The organism is Nocardiopsis sp. TNDT3 (assembly GCF_003427465.1).
In the GTDB taxonomy this organism is placed as follows: domain Bacteria; phylum Actinomycetota; class Actinomycetes; order Streptosporangiales; family Streptosporangiaceae; genus Nocardiopsis; species Nocardiopsis dassonvillei.
In genome coordinates this window covers 1-14,026 of record NZ_QPFC01000022.1, presented here as the reverse complement: position 1 = coordinate 14,026, position 14,026 = coordinate 1, and the positions used below count along the sequence as shown (strand labels likewise).

Here is a 14,026-nt window from a genome sequence, read left to right as displayed (position 1 = left end):
TCCGGGCTGGTGGAACGCTCCTGGGCCGCCGCGGGCAAGGAGGGGCCGCCCGCCGCCGAGGTGCTCTCCGAGCTGGCCGGTCTCGCGCGCGCCCTGGGCCCCGGACGGACCGCGCTGGTCCACGGCGACTACTGCCTGCCCAACGTGCTGCTCGACACCGGCGCCGTGCGCGGCGTTGCGGCGCGCACGCACCGGTCCGCGGGCGGGGTCCCCGGTCCCGCACGGCCGGACGGCCCCCCACCCGCCGGGGACGGCCGGGCGGACGGCTGGGCCCTGGTGGACCTGGGGCGGGCCGGACTGGGGGACCCCCACGCGGACCTGGCCGACATGGTGGGCAGCCTGCTCAGTCCGATGAACCCGCAGTTCGGGCCGTCGGACGCCGAACGGTTCCTGGACGCCTACGGGCGGGAGGACGTCGACCCCGAGCGGCTGCGGCTGTGCGCCGGGGTCAACTCCTTCTTCTGGCCCGTGGCGGCGCTGTGTCCCCTACCGCGGACCGCCGTCACCGGTGCCGTTGCCCCCATTGCGCTCGCCGGCGCGGGACCCGGCCTCGCCCAGGCGCCGGTACCGCCGCTGGATCCTGCGCGCCCTGGTGGCCAGCGGAGCCTTGCGTTCGCGCTGAAGGCCCGACCCCTCCGCGAACTCGGCGTGCAGCGAGCGCACCAGCCCCACCATCATGAAGAAGCCGATCACGAAGAAGGGCAGCCCGAACACGATGATCGTCTGTTGCAGGGCGTCCAGGCCGCCCACGCCGGAGGCGGTGAGCACGGTCGCGGCGACGACGCCCTCGGTGACCCCCCAGAACACCCGCTGCCGGGTGGGGTTGTCGCTCTTGCCGGAGCAGAGCATGTCCACCACCAGGGAGGCCGAGTCCGAGGACGTGGTGAAGAAGATGATGACGATGAGGATGGCCACCACCGACACGACCGTGGTCAGCGGGAAGTGCTCCAGGAAGGCGAACAGGGAACCGGGGATGTCCTCCTGCGTGACCACCTCGTCCACCAGGCCGCCGCCCTGGTTGCGCTCGATGTCGAAGGCCGACAGGCCGAACACGCTGAACCACACGACGCTGAACGCGGTGGGCGCGGCCAGCACGCCGAGGATGAACTCCCGGATGGTCCGGCCCTTGGAGATGCGCGCGATGAAGATGCCGACGAAGGGCGACCAGGTGATGGTCCACGCCCAGTAGAAGACGGTCCAGGAGCCCTGCCAGCCGGTGTTGGCGAAGGTGTCGTTCCAGAACGACAGCGGGACCAGCATCTCCAGGTAGACGCCGGTGGTCTCGATGATCCCCTTGGCCAGGTAGAGCGTCGAGCCGGCGAGGAAGACGAAGACCAGCAGCCCCACGGCCATGTAGATGTTGATCGTGGACAGCCACTTGATGCCGACGTCGAGGCCGGTGGCCACGGAGATCACGGCGACGGTGGTGACGATCGCGATGAGGATCAGTTGGCTGACGCGGCTCTCCTCCAGGCCGAACAGGGTGTTGAGGCCGCTGTTCATCTGGAGGGTGCCCAGGCCGATGGTGACGGCGACGCCGAACAGGGTGCCCAGGACCGCGACGATGTCGATGGTCCGCCCGATGGGGCCGTTGATCCGGTCCCCGAGGAAGGGCTGGAAGACGGAGCTGACCCGGAAGGGCAGGCCCTTGCGGTACACGAAGTAGGCGAAGGCGAGCCCGGGCAGACAGAAGATCGTCCAGGTGTGCAGGCCGAAGTGGTAGAGCGTGAAGCCCATCGCCTCCTCGGCCGCCTCGATGGTCTGCGGGCCGACGTCGGAGCGCGGCGGCTCGGCGTAGTGGCTGATGGGTTCGGCCACTCCCCAGAACATCAGGATGCTGCCGATGCCGGCGGCGAACAGCATGGCGAACCAGGCGGAGTTGCTGTAGTCGGGCGTGCTCTCCGGCGGCCCCAGTCGTACCCGCCCGAACCTGCTGAACGCGATCCAGACCAGGAAGATGAGGAAGGTGGTCACACCGAGGATGTAGAACCATCCCAGGTTGGTGAGGATCCAGCCGGAGGTGGTTCCGAAGACGGCGTCCACCGTGTCGGTGAAGAAGATCGCGGACACCACGAAAACGATGGTCAACGCGGCGGACACGAAGAAGATCGCCGGGTTCGTCTCGAGCCCCAGTCTTTGCGCCAGCTTTTGGAACATGCCGATTGCTTTCTGGTGATTCGGGGACGTTCGTCGAGGGACAAGGGCCCGTCAGCCCGCACCGACCTCGGGCAAGGATACGTCCTTGGGCGGGGTTCCCTGTTTATCCTTCCTTTTGCGGAGAGTCGGGAACGTCCTTACCCGCCACCATTAGCAACACACCGAAAACTCGCTGTTTAAATATGCCGAAAGCCACATTAGGCATGTTCTTGCAGGGTTGAGTACGCTACGCGCGCTTTCGCACGGATACGTACCACCCTGTCACCGCACACGGGAACCGCGGGGAGAAGACCCGGAACGTCGGCCCGGAGCGGGCCGGGCGACGCCCGCGAACCACGCGTCGCGGCGCTCTCCGCCCCGGCGCGGAAGGGGCCGGGGCGCTGGGAAGAGGAGGACGGGCCCTGCGACGGGCTCCGCCCTCGTGCGGAGGGACCGGCACTCCGGGGCGGGGGCGGGCCCTGCGACGGGCTCCGCCCCCGCACGGAGGGGGTCAGGAGTCGAGTGCGCCCAGCAGCTCGCGCACACGCTCCGGCTGCTCGTACAGCGACAGGTGCCCCGCGCCCTCGATGGTGTGGACGTCGGCGTCCAGGAACCGGCGGGCCGGGCCGTGCAGGCGCGCTGGCGAGAAGAACGGGTCGTGCGACCCGGTCGCGACGGCGACCGGGGTGTGGGCCCAGGCGCGGAAGTGCTCCGCGGGCAGCGGGCTGGGGGTGGATCCCGCGCGGCAGTACCGGGCCACCAGGGTCAGCCACTCGGCCTCGGCCCGGTGCTTGTCGCACTCGGTGGAGGGGCCGCTGAGGAACTCCACCAGGCGCCCGCTGGTCTGCTCGTTGGGGTGGATCATCCACGGCAGGGTGGCGCGCATGGACTCGGAGCTGACCCCGGCCGCGGTCAGACCGGCCGGGTTGAGCAGCAGGATCCCGGCGACCAGCGGGGACGGCGTGGAGGCGAGCGCGATGGCGGCGCCGCGCGAGTGCCCCAGCACGAGGACGGGCCGGTCGGTGATCTGGGGCAGGAGCTCGTCGAGCCACGCGCCGTAGGTCTCGATCCTGGCGCCGCCGACCCTCTGGCTGCAGCTCAGGCCCGGCTGCCCGGGCAGGTCGACCAGCAGCACCGGCCGGTCCGCGGACAGCGCGCGGGCCGCGGGCACCGTGGCGGCCGCGTTGAAGTTGGTACCCGAGAGCACCAGCACCGGGGTGCCGGGGCCGCCCGCGGAGCGGAAGGCCTGCGTGCTGCCCAGACGGGTCTCCACGGGCGGGAGGGGTCCGAGTTCGGGCCACTGGCTCAGGGCTTTGTGGCACCAGGCGTGCACGGAGCGCTCGGCGTTGTCGGAGCGGTACACGCGCGCGGTGCGGTGCGGGACGACGGTCATGATCTGCTTCGCCTAAGAGGAGACTGGCCGCCGTCCTTGCTTGTCGGCGCGCCAAGAGAGGACTGTACGCCTCCGTTCGGCACCACGCCACTCGGGGACGCTCGGAGTGTCCGAACAGACACGCGAAAGAGATCCACACTCGGCATGGGGTGTCCCCTGTTGAGCCGTTCGCCCTGGTCTGAGGGTTTTCGTCCGCCTCTTCCCAGCCGTGTCCGGCCCCGCTCCCCCGCCCCGGCGGGGGTGTTCCCGGACCGGGCGCCGGCCCGGGAACACACCGGTCAGCCGACCGTGGCGGGGTCCGAGCCGATCCGGCCGCCCCGGTCGAGGGCCGAGACCCGGTCCATGTCCTCGGCGGACAGCTCGAAGCCGAACACGTCGAAGTTCTCGCGGATCCGGGACGGGGTCACCGACTTGGGGATCACGACGTTGCCGAGCTGGAGGTGCCAGCGCAGCACGACCTGCGCCGCCGACCTGCCGTGCTTCTCGCCGAGGGCGGTCAGCTCCGGGTCCTCCAGCAGCCCCTTGCCCTGGCCCAGCGGGCTCCAGGCCTCGGTGAGGAGGCCGTGGCGGGCGTTGACGGCCCGCATGGCCCCCTGCGAGAAGTAGGGGTGCAGCTCGATCTGGTTGAGGACCGGGACGACGTCGGTCTCCGCGACCAGGCGGTCCAGGGTCTGCTCGGTGAAGTTGGACACGCCGATGGACCTGGCGCGGCCCTCGGCGTGGATGCGCTCCATCGCCTTCCAGCTCTCGACGTAGGCGTCCTGCCCGGGGCAGGGCCAGTGGATCAGGTACAGGTCCACGTAGTCCAGGCCGAGGCGGTCCAGGCTGGCGTCGAAGGCCTTGAGGGTGCTGTCGTAGCCCTGCTCGTCGTTCCACAGCTTGGTGGTGACGAACAGCTCCTCGCGGGCGATGCCCGACTCGGCCAGGGCCCGGCCCGTGCCCCGCTCGTTGTCGTAGATCCTGGCGGTGTCGATGCTGCGGTACCCGGTCTCCAGGGCGGTCGCGACCGCGGCCCGGGCCTCGTCGTCGGGAACCTGCCAGACGCCGAACCCGAGTTGGGGCATGGTGAGGCCGTTGTTCAGCGTGACGTGCTGCATGAGCGCCCTTCTGTCGTGGCGGATTCGTTGTTCCTCGTGGGGTGGTCCCCCATGGTGGCCACCTGGAGTGCACTCCAGGCAAGCGGTTCAGGGTGTGAGGTGGACCAGCATCTTGCCCGTGTTGGCGCCCCGCATCATGCCGAGGAAGGCCCGCACGGCGTTGTCGATGCCGTCGACGACGGTCTGCTCGCTGCGCAGCCTGCCGTCGACGATCCACCCGGAGGCGCGCTCGGCGTACTCCTTCATCAGGTGGCCGTGGTCTCCGGCGATGAACCCGCGCAGGGTGAGGCGCTTGCCGACGGCCAGGAAGAGGTTGTCGGGGCCGGGCTCGGGCTTGGTGGCGTTGTACTGGGAGATCGCGCCGCACAGGGCGATCCGGCCGTGGTTGCGCATCGCGGCGATGGCGGCCCTCAGGTGGTCGCCGCCGACGTTGTCGAAGTAGACGTCGATCCCCTCGGGCGCGGCCTCGGCGAGCTGCTCCTCCAGGCGGCCCTCGCGGTAGTCGATGGCGGCGTCGAAGCCGAAGTCCTCCAGGAGGCGGCGCTTCTTCTCCGGGCCGCCCGCGGACCCGACCACCCGGGACGCGCCCAGCTGGCGGGCGATCTGGCCGGCGGCGGAGCCGACCGCGCCCGCGGCGCCGGAGACGAACACCACGTCGCCCTCGCGCACCGGGGCGATCTCGGTCAGGCCCGCGTAGGCGGTGAGGCCGATCATGCCCAGCACGCCGAGGTAGGCCTCGGCGGGTGCCAGGGAGGCGTCCACCGCGCGCACGGAATCCGCGGGCAGCAGCGCGTACTCGCGCCATCCGGCCGAGTGCAGGACGGTGGTGCCCACGGGGACGTCGTCGCTGCCGGAGGCGGTGACCACGCCCACGGCGCCGCCGTCCATCGGCTCGCCGAGCCGGAACGGGGGGACGTAGGACTTGGCGTCGTTCATGCGGCCGCGCATGTACGGGTCCACGGACATCCAGTCGTTGCGCACCAGGACCTGCCCGGGACCGGGGTCGGCGACGGTGGTCTCCACGAGGGAGAAGTCGGTGGGCTCGGGCTCGCCGACGGGACGGGCCACCAGGTGGACCTCCCTGCTGGTGACGGACATGACGTGACCTCCGTGACTTCGCTGGGTGTTGGCGCGGTGACCCGCGGACCGAACAGACACTAGTCCGACCACCCATTCACCGACCAATAAAATCGGCGAGGTGAGCTATAGGAATGTCAATGGTTCGGGCACGGCGGCCGATCCGCGGCCCGGCGGGCCGCTCGATCTGCAGCAGTTGAGGACCTTCCTGGCGGTACACCGGTCGGGGTCCTTCACCGCCGCCGCGCAGTTGCTGCGGCTGTCGCAGCCCACGGTCACCACCCAGATCCGTTCCCTGGAGCGGCGGCTCGGACACCCCCTCTTCGAGAGGCTGCCCCGGGGGGTGGCCCCGACCGCCGAGGCCAACGACCTGGCCGCGCGCGTGGCCGGGCCCCTGGACGCGCTGGAGGTGGTCGCCGGGCGCGACGGCGGCGGCGCGTCCGCGTCGCCCGCGCCGCTGCGCGTGGCGGGCCCCGCCGAAGCGCTGCACGCGCTGGTGCTGCCCGCGCTCGCGCCCCTGGTGGAGGGCGGCCTGCGGCTGCGCGTGCGCACCGGTCCGGCCGAGGACCTGCTGGAGGAGCTGCGCCGGGACCGGCACGACCTGGTGGTGTCCGCGGTGCGGCCGCGGGGGCGGACCCTGGTCGCCGAACCCCTCGCCGACGAGGAGTTCGTGCTGGTGGCGTCGCCGGCGTGGGCGGACCGGATCGGCCGCGACCGGCTCCTGCGCCAGGGCGCCTCCGCGCTGTGCGCGGTCCCGCTGGTGGCCCACGACGACGAGTTGTCGGTCCTGCGCCGCTACTGGCGGCAGGTGTTCGGGGTGCGGCTGACGTGTGCGCCCGCGGTCACCGCGCCCGACCTGCGCGGGGTGGTGTCGGCCGTCACGGCGGGGGCGGGGGTGACGGTGCTGCCGCGCCACCTGTGCCGGGAGACGCTGGCCGAGGGGCGCCTGGTGGCGCTCCTGGCCCCGGAGGAGCCGCCGGTCACCACGTTGTACCTGGTACGGCGCCCGGGAGTGGCGGACAACCCGTGCCTGGAGGAGGTGCACCGGCGCCTGGTGGCGGCCGCCCGCGCCTGTTGAGGGGACCGCCCGGGGCCCGGAGCCGCCGGGGCGGGTACGCCGGTGTCCCGGCCCCCCCGCCGCGGTGGTGTAGTCCTGACCCGGTGAAGGGCGGACGGCGGCGTCCGCTCCGGGAAGGACGGCGATGGAACGCGTACAGGCACCGGGAAGCGGCACGGGACCGGCGGGCGGTGGGGCCTCCGGGGCCTCCGGCCGCTCCCCCGCGGTGACGGTCCTGGTCGCGCTGGCCGCGGCGGGGCTCGCGGTGTTCTCCCTGCTGCGGGTCCTGGGCCTGGAACGGGGCTGGCCCCTGGTGCCCGCGCTGGCCTTCACGCCCTACGCGCTGGCCGCCGCGCCGCTGGCGGCGGTGGTGGCCGGGCTGCTGCGGCGCTGGGGGTCCATGGCGGTCCTGACCGCGGTGACGTTGGCGCTGGCCGCCGTGGTCGTGCCCCGCGCTGTGCCGTTCGGCGTGACCTCGGCGGGCGGTCCGGTCGTGCGGATCATGACCCTGAACACGCTCGGCGGCGGCGCCGACGCGGCGCGGGTGGTGTCGCTGGTGCGCGACCGGGAGGTGGACGTGCTCACCCTCCAGGAGGTCACCCCCGACCTGGTGCGCGAGCTGTCCGCCGCCGGGCTGGACGACCTGCTGCCGCACGCCGTCGATCGCTCCGACCCCCGGGGCGTGCACGGGAGCACCGTCCACTCGGCCCTCCCGCTCACCGACACCGGCGGCGGGGAGGCGGGCCACGACACGTTCGCGATGCCGACCGCCGTCGTGCGGCTGCCCGAGGACGGCGACGGGGACGGGGAGGACGACGTGCTGGAGGTGACGTCGGTGCACGTCCCGCCTCCGCTGTCCCCCGCCTACACCGCCTCCTGGCGCGGGGAGCTGGAGGGCCTGGCCGAGGTGGGCGACCCGGACACGATGCGGGTCCTGGCCGGGGACTTCAACGCCACGCTCGACCACGCGGCGCTGCGCGAGGTCCTGGAGGCGGGGTACCTGAGCTCGGCCGCGGTCCTGGGTGAGGGGTTGGAGCCCACGTGGCCGGTGGGGCGAGCGGTGCCGGGCCTGGCCATCGACCACGTGCTGGTGCACCCCCGGATGGGCGTCGACGGCCTGGAGGTCGTGGAGGTGACCGGCACCGACCACAGGGCGGTGCTGGTCGAGGTGTCCCTGCCCTCGCCCCGGTAGGCGTTCCCGCGTTCCCGCGTTCCCGCGTTCCCGCGTTCCGGCGTTCCGGCGTTCCGGCGTTCCGGCGTTCCGGCGAGGACGGTACGGGAACATCTGGCCCGTCCTCGCCCTCACACCGGTGGCACCGTCTACCGTCACTCCATGAGCGAGTTGACCGAACCGATCACGGGAACGCCCCTCCAGGTGGTCCTGCCCGACGAGTCCGCGCGGATGTCACCGAGAACCCTCGTCGAACTGGGGGTTCGCGCCGAGGAGCTGGGCGTGGACGCGGTGTGGCTGCCCGACCACCTGCTGCCGCCCGCGCCGTACGGCCGCACCTTCGGCGGCGTGTACGAGCCGCTGGTGGCCCTGGCCCACCTGGCGGCCCTGACCCGGCGGATCCGACTGGGCACGTCGGTGCTGGTGGCGCCGATGCGCGACCCGTTCGTGCTGGCGAAGCAGGTGGCGACCCTGGACGCCCTGTCCGGGGGGCGCTTCGTCCTGGGCGTGGGGACCGGCTGGTCGCGCGAGGAGTTCGAGGCCGTGGGGTCGGACTTCGCCACGCGCGGCGCCCGGACCGACGAGACGCTGCGGCTGCTGCGGCACCTGTTCGAGGGCGAGGGGCCGTTCGAGGGGCGCTTCCACTCCTACGAACGCGGGGTGTTCGCGCCCCGTCCGGCGCGGCGCGTACCCGTGATGGTGGGCGGCACGTCCGACCGGGCGCTGCGGCGGGCCGCCGAGTGGGCCGACGTGTGGCAGGGCGTGGGACTGGACACGGCGGGGTTCGTGGAGGCCCGGAACCGGCTGCGGGAGCTGACCCCGCGGCCGGTGCGCGCGGGAACGCGGATCGCCTGGTCCGGTGGCGAGGAGGAGTTCGAACGCGCCGTCGGGCTGTTCCGGGAGCTGACGGCCGCCGGAGCGGACGCGGTGGCGGTGTGGTTCGGCGACGCGGAGGGCTTCGGCGAGAGGATGGAGCGGTTCGCGGCGGCACTGCGCTGACAGGGGGCACCGGGCCGGGCCGGGCGTCGGCACCGCGCCGACCGGCGGTGCCGGGCCGGTGCGGCGTTCCTACTCCTGCCCGCCGAAGAGCCCGCGGCCTCCGTACTTCTTGTGGATGGCCTGCTTGGACACGCCGAGCACCCCGGCGATCTCGGCCCAGGTGGAGCCGCGGTTGCGGGCGCGGCGGACGAGGACGGCCTCGACCCGCTCCATCTCCCTGCGCAGCTGGACGGTGGCGTCCAGACCCACCAGCGGGTCGTCGGCTCCGGTGGTGCGGGCGAGGGCGGTCAGCTGTTCGGCGTCCATGGGTCAACTGTAATTGACATGCCCGTGGTGGCGCACCCGTCTCCGGGCGCGTCCTCGTCGGACAGGCGGAGGACGGCCGGCTGCCGTGCCGGATCCGGCCGGTCCCCGCTCCCGACGCTCCGGCAGGGGTACCGCCGCCGACGCCCCGGCGGTCGCGGATGGCACCCTGGAGTGCCTGGCGGGAACCGGACGAGGGAGTGACGTGGGCGGCTACGACGAGGCGACCGTGCTGTTCGACCTGGACGGCGTGCTGGTGGACTCCACGGCGAGCATCCGCGCGGGGCTGACCGCGTGGGCCGTGGAACGCGGCCTGGACGTCGGCGCGGTGCTCGAACACCACCACGGGCGGACCGACGTGGACCTGGCCCGCCTCTTCGCCCCGCACCTGGACCCGCTGGCCGAGGCGCCGCGGATCGAGGACCACGAGGCCGCCGCCGGGGACGGCGTCCGGGGCGTGCCCGGCGCACGCGAACTCCTGAGCGAACTCGACGCGCACGGACGCCCCTGGGCGATCGTCACGTCCGGGAGCGACCGGATCGCGCGTTCGCGGATCGCGGCGGCGGGGCTGCCCCTCCCCCGCGTGCTGGTGACCGCCGACCAGGTGGCCCGGGGCAAGCCCCACCCGGCCCCGTACCTGCTGGGAGCCGAGCGCATGGGGGTCGCCCCCGGGCGGTGCGTGGTGGTGGAGGACTCCGTGAGCGGCGTCCGCTCCGGCCTGGACGCGGGCATGCCCGTGGTGGCCGTGGCCTCCACGACCGACCCCGGGGACCTCGCGCACGCGACCACCGTGGTGGCGGACCTCGAAGCCGTGGCCGCGCTGCTGTTCCCCTAAGCCCCCCGCCCCGGACCGACCCCGCCCGCGCCGCGGGCGAGCGCTCCGGAGGGCCGGACCCTCGCTCCCCCGGAACCGCTCGGGGCGGGCCCCGGCGACCGCGTCCGGCGGCGCCGGAACACCTGACGACGAACGGAGCACCCTTGAACGAGGGCATCACCATCGACCGGGCCCGCGCCGAGGACGTGGCGGCGATCGTCGCCATGCTCGCCGACGACGAACTGGGCGCCCGACGCGAGGATCCCGGGAACCCGGCCCCCTACCTGGCGGCCTTCGAGGTGATCGACGCCGACCCGCACCAGTTCCTGGCGGTGGCCCGCCGCGGGGACCGGGTGGTGGGAACCCTCCAGCTGACCTTCCTGCCGGGCCTGTCCCACCGGGGCGCCACCCGCGCCCAGGTGGAGGCGGTGCGGGTGCACTCGGACGTGCGCGGCGGCGGTCTGGGCACCGACCTGCTGGCCTGGGCCGAGGAGGAGGCCCGCCGCCGGGGAGCCGCCATGCTCCAGCTGACCTCGGACGCCTCGCGGGAGGACGCCCACCGCTTCTACGAGCGGTTGGGGTACACCGCCTCCCACGTCGGCTTCAAGAAGCGGCTCGGCTGACCGTTACGGAAGCCTGGCCGCATCCACATGAGACGGACAGCACGGGTCTTGGCCGGCACGGGTCGCTGATCGCATCGGGGGCACCAGCGGTTTCTCTCCCCTCGTCCGTCCGGGGGCGTGGCCGTACCTCACCCACCAGCGGAGTTCCACACTCCTGCGCTCGATAAGGCGCGATATTCGCTGTGAGGTTGGACCATGTCCGATAGCGGGCTTCCGCTTCCCTTTCCCCGCCAGTTCCGCTGCGAGCACACCCAGTCCAAGCATCGGGTGCTCGCCCTCGTCTCAGACGACAACGGCACCGCATACCTCCAGGCGGTTCTGAGTCGAGCAGACGGGAAACTTGCCCGCCGCGCCGCTCATGCCCTGGACGCCGCCCTCGGCAAAGGTCCTGGAAGTTCCGTGCACAGCACGTGTGGGGACGTCGCCGCCGAACTCCCCCGCGCCCCCGCCGCTTCGTTGCGCCAAACCGTGTTGGCCTCGGGGACGCCCCTACGATGTGTCGCCCGAAACCGTGACCTGGAGCAGCCGGACTCCCTTGCGCGGGCACCGGCGTGCGGCTACGGCGTCCGGCGGGCCAGGTGGAGCCGCGTGACGTAGGGGACGCGCACGTTCCCGTCGGGGAAGTGCGCGGCGACGAGCTCGGTGAGGGCGGCCCGGGTGCGCTCCTCGCCGATGTCGCGGACCACGGCGGCCATCCTGCTGGAGGACAGCGCGCTCCCGACGAAGCCCGCGGTGTCGAGTTCGCGCGTCCAGGCGGTGGTGAACTCGGTGGCGTTGGAAAGGCCGTCTTGGGCTTCCATCTCGGCGACGGTGTCGTAGGCGCGGTAGTCGCGCCGGTAGTCGTCGCCGTACTCCTCCATCAGGCTCTCGTGGGCGTCGACGAACGCACTGGCCGTCCAGTCGCGGTCGTTGTTGAGGACCGCGACGGTGCCGCCGGGCAGGAGCAGGCGCGCGGCCTCGGCGTAGAAGGCGGGCCGGTCGAACCAGTGGACGGCCTGTGCGGCCAGCACGAGGGAGGCCGACGCGTCGGGGAAGGGGACCTCCTCGGCACGGCCGTCCACGTACTCGACCCCGTCGGGTTCCTCGGCGGCGGCGGCCCGCATGGAACGCCCCGGCTCGACGCCGACCACACGAGGATCCGGACCGAAGACACGGCGCAGGGCGCGGGTGGAGATGCCCGTCCCCGCGCCGACGTCGAGCAGGAGCCAGGGCTCGGGCCAGGAACTCCGCTCACCGGCGAGGACGTGGGCGCGCAACCGGTCGAGCAGGGCACGGGGGTATCCCGGCCGGAAACGGCGATAGCCCTCGCTGAGCTGGTCGAACGCCTGGGTGCTGTCGGTCATCGCGTCCCCCTTCTGCCGTGCCCTGGCCCCGGGTCTCGGGAAGACCTACCCAACCACGTGGCTCGGGACCGCGTCAGGCCTCCTGCGGCACGCGTTCGGCCCGGGCGGCCCGGTACGCGGACGGGCTCGCGCCCGTGTGGTTCTTGAACGCGGAACTGAACGCGAACGCGCTCCCGTAGCCCACCCGTGCGGCCACGGCCTCCAGGCCCAGCCCCGGGCTGGCGGTGAGCAGGTCGCAGGCCACCGTCAGCCGCCAGGTGCGCAGGTAGGTCATCGGAGGGGTGCCCACGGCCCGCTGGAAGCGCGCGGCCAGGGTGGCGCGGGAGACCGCGCACTCCCCCGCCAGGGACTCCAGCGTCCAGGGGTCGGCGACGCGCTCGTGGACCAGCTCCAGCGCCCGCGCGACGACGGGGTCGCTGCGGGCGGTGAGCCAGTTGGGCGCGCTGTCGGGGTTGTCCTCCAGCCAGGCGCGCACCGCCATCACCAGCAGGCAGTCCAGGAGCCGGTCGTTGAGGCTGGTCTGGGCGACGTGGCCGGTGGTGATCTCGCGTGCGAGCAGTTCCACCAGCGCGGGGTCGACCCGGCCCTCGGGGAGCACCGCCAGCGACGGCAGCGCGGCCAGGGCGAGGCGGCCGACCTCGCTGTCGTCCAGGTAGGCGCCCACGACCATGGTGTCGGTGCCGTCGGGGTCGTTCCCCCAGGTGCCGACGCCGTGGCTCATGGACACGTGGACCTCCGCGCCGTCGCGGGCCACGCACCGCGCACCCGGCAGAGCGGTGACGGTGGGCTCCCGGCCCGGGCTGTCGGCGATCACGTAGGGCTCCGGGCCGCGCACGAGCACCAGGTCGCCGGGACCGGCCTCGGCCTCCTCTCCGTTCGCCGCCACCCAGGCGCGCCCGGAGGTGACCACGACCAGGGTGAGCGCGGCCTCGTCGCGGATGTCGATGCCCCAGGGCGGGCTCATGACGGTGCGCAGGGTGAAGGCGCCGCGCGCGCGTGGTCCGTCCAGGAGGTGCACGAGGGGGTCCATGGCCTCACCCTAGTGACGCGGACGGGGGCTCGGGGCTCTGCCGCCGAACGCGCGGGCTCCTCCGAGGGGGCCGCGTCCGAGGACAGCGGGGACCGCGCCGGATCCAGACGAACGCTTATGCACACCAGCGTTCTGGCTATGTTCCGTCCGGCCCCCGGCTGGTGGAGTGGGGGACATGACCACACAACACGTCCTCGTCACCGGCGGCACCGGCATGACCGGCCGCCGTGTCACCCGCCTGCTGCGCGAGCACGGCGCCGACGTCCGGGTCGGCTCCCGCTCCGGTCGGCCCCGCTTCGACTGGCACGAACCCGCCACCTGGGACGCCGTCCTGGAGGGGGTCGCCTCCGTCTACCTGTGCTACCACCCCGACCTGGCCTTTCCCGGGGCCGACGAGGCCGTCGCCGCGTTCGCCTCCCGTGCCGCCCGGAGCGGCGTCCGGCGCGCGGTGCTGCTGTCGGGCCGGGGCGAGGAGGGGGCCGAGCGCGCGGAGCACGCCGTGCGCGGCGTGTTCCCCGACCTGACCGTGCTGCGCTGCTCGGTCTTCGCGCAGGACTTCTCCGAGAGCTTCCTGCTCGGGCCGGTCCTGGAGGGCACCGTGGCCCTGCCGGTGCCGGACGTGCCCGAGCCGTTCGTGGACCTCGACGACGTCGCGGAGATCGCGGCCCGGGCGCTGACGGAGGACGGGCACGCCGGTGAGCTGTACGAGCTGACCGGGCCCCGGGCACTGACGTTCACCGAGGCCACCCGTCTGATCGGCGGGGCCGCCGGGTACCCCGTCGCCTGCCGCCGGGTCCCGCCGGAGGAGTTCGTCGCCGGGGCGGTCGCCGCGGGGCTGCCCGGGGAGGTGGCCCGGGGGCTGACCGAGCTGTTCGGCGAGATCCTGGACGGCCGCAACGCCGAGCCCGCCGACGGGGTCGAGAAGGCGCTGGGCCGCCCGGCCTCGGACTTCGCCGAGTACGTCCGCCGGGCCGGGGCCGCCG

The 14,026-nt window shown here is 73.3% G+C and carries 13 protein-coding genes and 1 pseudogene; 7 read left to right on the top strand and 7 right to left on the bottom strand.

Annotated elements, in window-relative coordinates; genetic code table 11:
* Window positions 1-471: pseudogene (locus DQW06_RS29370) on the top strand (phosphotransferase); the annotation flags it as partial.
* A gap of 15 nt (window positions 472-486) precedes the next feature.
* Here the strand turns inward: DQW06_RS29370 and DQW06_RS00590 are convergent.
* The 4 genes from DQW06_RS00590 to DQW06_RS00575 all read right to left on the bottom strand — a co-directional run bounded on the left by DQW06_RS00590 (window position 487) and on the right by DQW06_RS00575 (window position 5,724).
* A complete protein-coding gene (locus DQW06_RS00590; protein ID WP_117197755.1) occupies window positions 487-2,157 on the bottom strand; it encodes a BCCT family transporter in 1,671 nt (556 codons plus the stop codon).
* Between the two features lie 490 nt (window positions 2,158-2,647).
* Window positions 2,648-3,529, bottom strand: a complete 882-nt coding sequence (locus DQW06_RS00585) for an alpha/beta fold hydrolase (protein WP_013154541.1) — start codon at window positions 3,527-3,529, stop codon at window positions 2,648-2,650.
* Between the two features lie 278 nt (window positions 3,530-3,807).
* A complete protein-coding gene (locus DQW06_RS00580) occupies window positions 3,808-4,626 on the bottom strand; it encodes an aldo/keto reductase (RefSeq protein ID WP_071622610.1) in 819 nt (272 codons plus the stop codon).
* An 87-nt stretch (window positions 4,627-4,713) separates the two neighbouring features.
* Complete coding sequence (locus DQW06_RS00575) at window positions 4,714-5,724, bottom strand: NADP-dependent oxidoreductase (protein ID WP_013154543.1); 1,011 nt, start codon at window positions 5,722-5,724, stop codon at window positions 4,714-4,716.
* A 100-nt stretch (window positions 5,725-5,824) separates the two neighbouring features.
* Here DQW06_RS00575 and DQW06_RS00570 point away from each other — a divergent pair, with 100 nt between their 5' ends.
* From DQW06_RS00570 to DQW06_RS00560, 3 genes are all read left to right on the top strand, one after another.
* On the top strand, window positions 5,825-6,781 hold the full coding sequence (locus DQW06_RS00570) for a LysR family transcriptional regulator (protein ID WP_013154544.1): 957 nt from the start codon (window positions 5,825-5,827) through the stop codon (window positions 6,779-6,781).
* A gap of 124 nt (window positions 6,782-6,905) precedes the next feature.
* Window positions 6,906-7,952: an endonuclease/exonuclease/phosphatase family protein gene (locus DQW06_RS00565; RefSeq protein ID WP_071622612.1), complete on the top strand. Its 1,047-nt coding sequence runs from the start codon at window positions 6,906-6,908 to the stop codon at window positions 7,950-7,952.
* A gap of 141 nt (window positions 7,953-8,093) precedes the next feature.
* Window positions 8,094-8,930 carry a TIGR03619 family F420-dependent LLM class oxidoreductase gene (locus DQW06_RS00560; protein WP_071622613.1) on the top strand — a complete coding sequence of 279 codons (837 nt, stop codon included), beginning with the start codon at window positions 8,094-8,096 and terminating at the stop codon, window positions 8,928-8,930.
* A gap of 69 nt (window positions 8,931-8,999) precedes the next feature.
* Here DQW06_RS00560 and DQW06_RS00555 read toward each other — a convergent pair whose 3' ends face one another.
* Entirely contained in the window at window positions 9,000-9,236 is a 237-nt protein-coding gene (locus DQW06_RS00555) for a hypothetical protein (protein WP_013154547.1), read from the bottom strand.
* A gap of 202 nt (window positions 9,237-9,438) precedes the next feature.
* Between DQW06_RS00555 and DQW06_RS00550 the strand changes: the two genes are divergently transcribed.
* Together DQW06_RS00550 and DQW06_RS00545 are read left to right on the top strand one after the other, a co-directional pair.
* On the top strand, window positions 9,439-10,068 hold the full coding sequence (locus DQW06_RS00550) for an HAD-IA family hydrolase (RefSeq protein WP_117197754.1): 630 nt from the start codon (window positions 9,439-9,441) through the stop codon (window positions 10,066-10,068).
* A 143-nt stretch (window positions 10,069-10,211) separates the two neighbouring features.
* Window positions 10,212-10,670, top strand: a complete 459-nt coding sequence (locus DQW06_RS00545; protein WP_083555308.1) for a GNAT family N-acetyltransferase — start codon at window positions 10,212-10,214, stop codon at window positions 10,668-10,670.
* Window positions 10,671-11,227: 557 nt separating this feature from the next.
* Here the strand turns inward: DQW06_RS00545 and DQW06_RS00540 are convergent.
* Both DQW06_RS00540 and DQW06_RS00535 read right to left on the bottom strand, forming a co-directional pair.
* Window positions 11,228-12,013 (bottom strand): class I SAM-dependent methyltransferase, encoded by a 786-nt coding sequence (locus DQW06_RS00540; protein ID WP_013154551.1) that lies wholly within the window; start codon window positions 12,011-12,013, stop codon window positions 11,228-11,230.
* A gap of 73 nt (window positions 12,014-12,086) precedes the next feature.
* Window positions 12,087-13,043 (bottom strand): AraC family transcriptional regulator, encoded by a 957-nt coding sequence (locus DQW06_RS00535; protein WP_013154552.1) that lies wholly within the window; start codon window positions 13,041-13,043, stop codon window positions 12,087-12,089.
* Between the two features lie 175 nt (window positions 13,044-13,218).
* Here DQW06_RS00535 and DQW06_RS00530 point away from each other — a divergent pair.
* The coding region (locus DQW06_RS00530; protein ID WP_117197753.1) for an NAD-dependent epimerase/dehydratase family protein at window positions 13,219-14,026 on the top strand (808 nt) is incomplete at its 3' end.

Excerpts from the sequence above, each read along its gene's own strand:
- DQW06_RS00590 (WP_117197755.1), bottom strand. The coding sequence starts at position 2,157 with ATGTTCCAAAAGCTGGCGCAAAGACTGGGGCTCGAGACGAACCCGGCG.
- DQW06_RS00585 (WP_013154541.1), bottom strand. The coding sequence starts at position 3,529 with ATGACCGTCGTCCCGCACCGCACCGCGCGCGTGTACCGCTCCGACAAC.
- DQW06_RS00580 (WP_071622610.1), bottom strand. The coding sequence starts at position 4,626 with ATGCAGCACGTCACGCTGAACAACGGCCTCACCATGCCCCAACTCGGG.
- DQW06_RS00575 (WP_013154543.1), bottom strand. The coding sequence starts at position 5,724 with ATGTCCGTCACCAGCAGGGAGGTCCACCTGGTGGCCCGTCCCGTCGGC.
- DQW06_RS00565 (WP_071622612.1), top strand. The coding sequence starts at position 6,906 with ATGGAACGCGTACAGGCACCGGGAAGCGGCACGGGACCGGCGGGCGGT.
- DQW06_RS00560 (WP_071622613.1), top strand. The coding sequence starts at position 8,094 with ATGAGCGAGTTGACCGAACCGATCACGGGAACGCCCCTCCAGGTGGTC.
- DQW06_RS00555 (WP_013154547.1), bottom strand. The coding sequence starts at position 9,236 with ATGGACGCCGAACAGCTGACCGCCCTCGCCCGCACCACCGGAGCCGAC.
- DQW06_RS00540 (WP_013154551.1), bottom strand. The coding sequence starts at position 12,013 with ATGACCGACAGCACCCAGGCGTTCGACCAGCTCAGCGAGGGCTATCGC.
- DQW06_RS00535 (WP_013154552.1), bottom strand. The coding sequence starts at position 13,043 with ATGGACCCCCTCGTGCACCTCCTGGACGGACCACGCGCGCGCGGCGCC.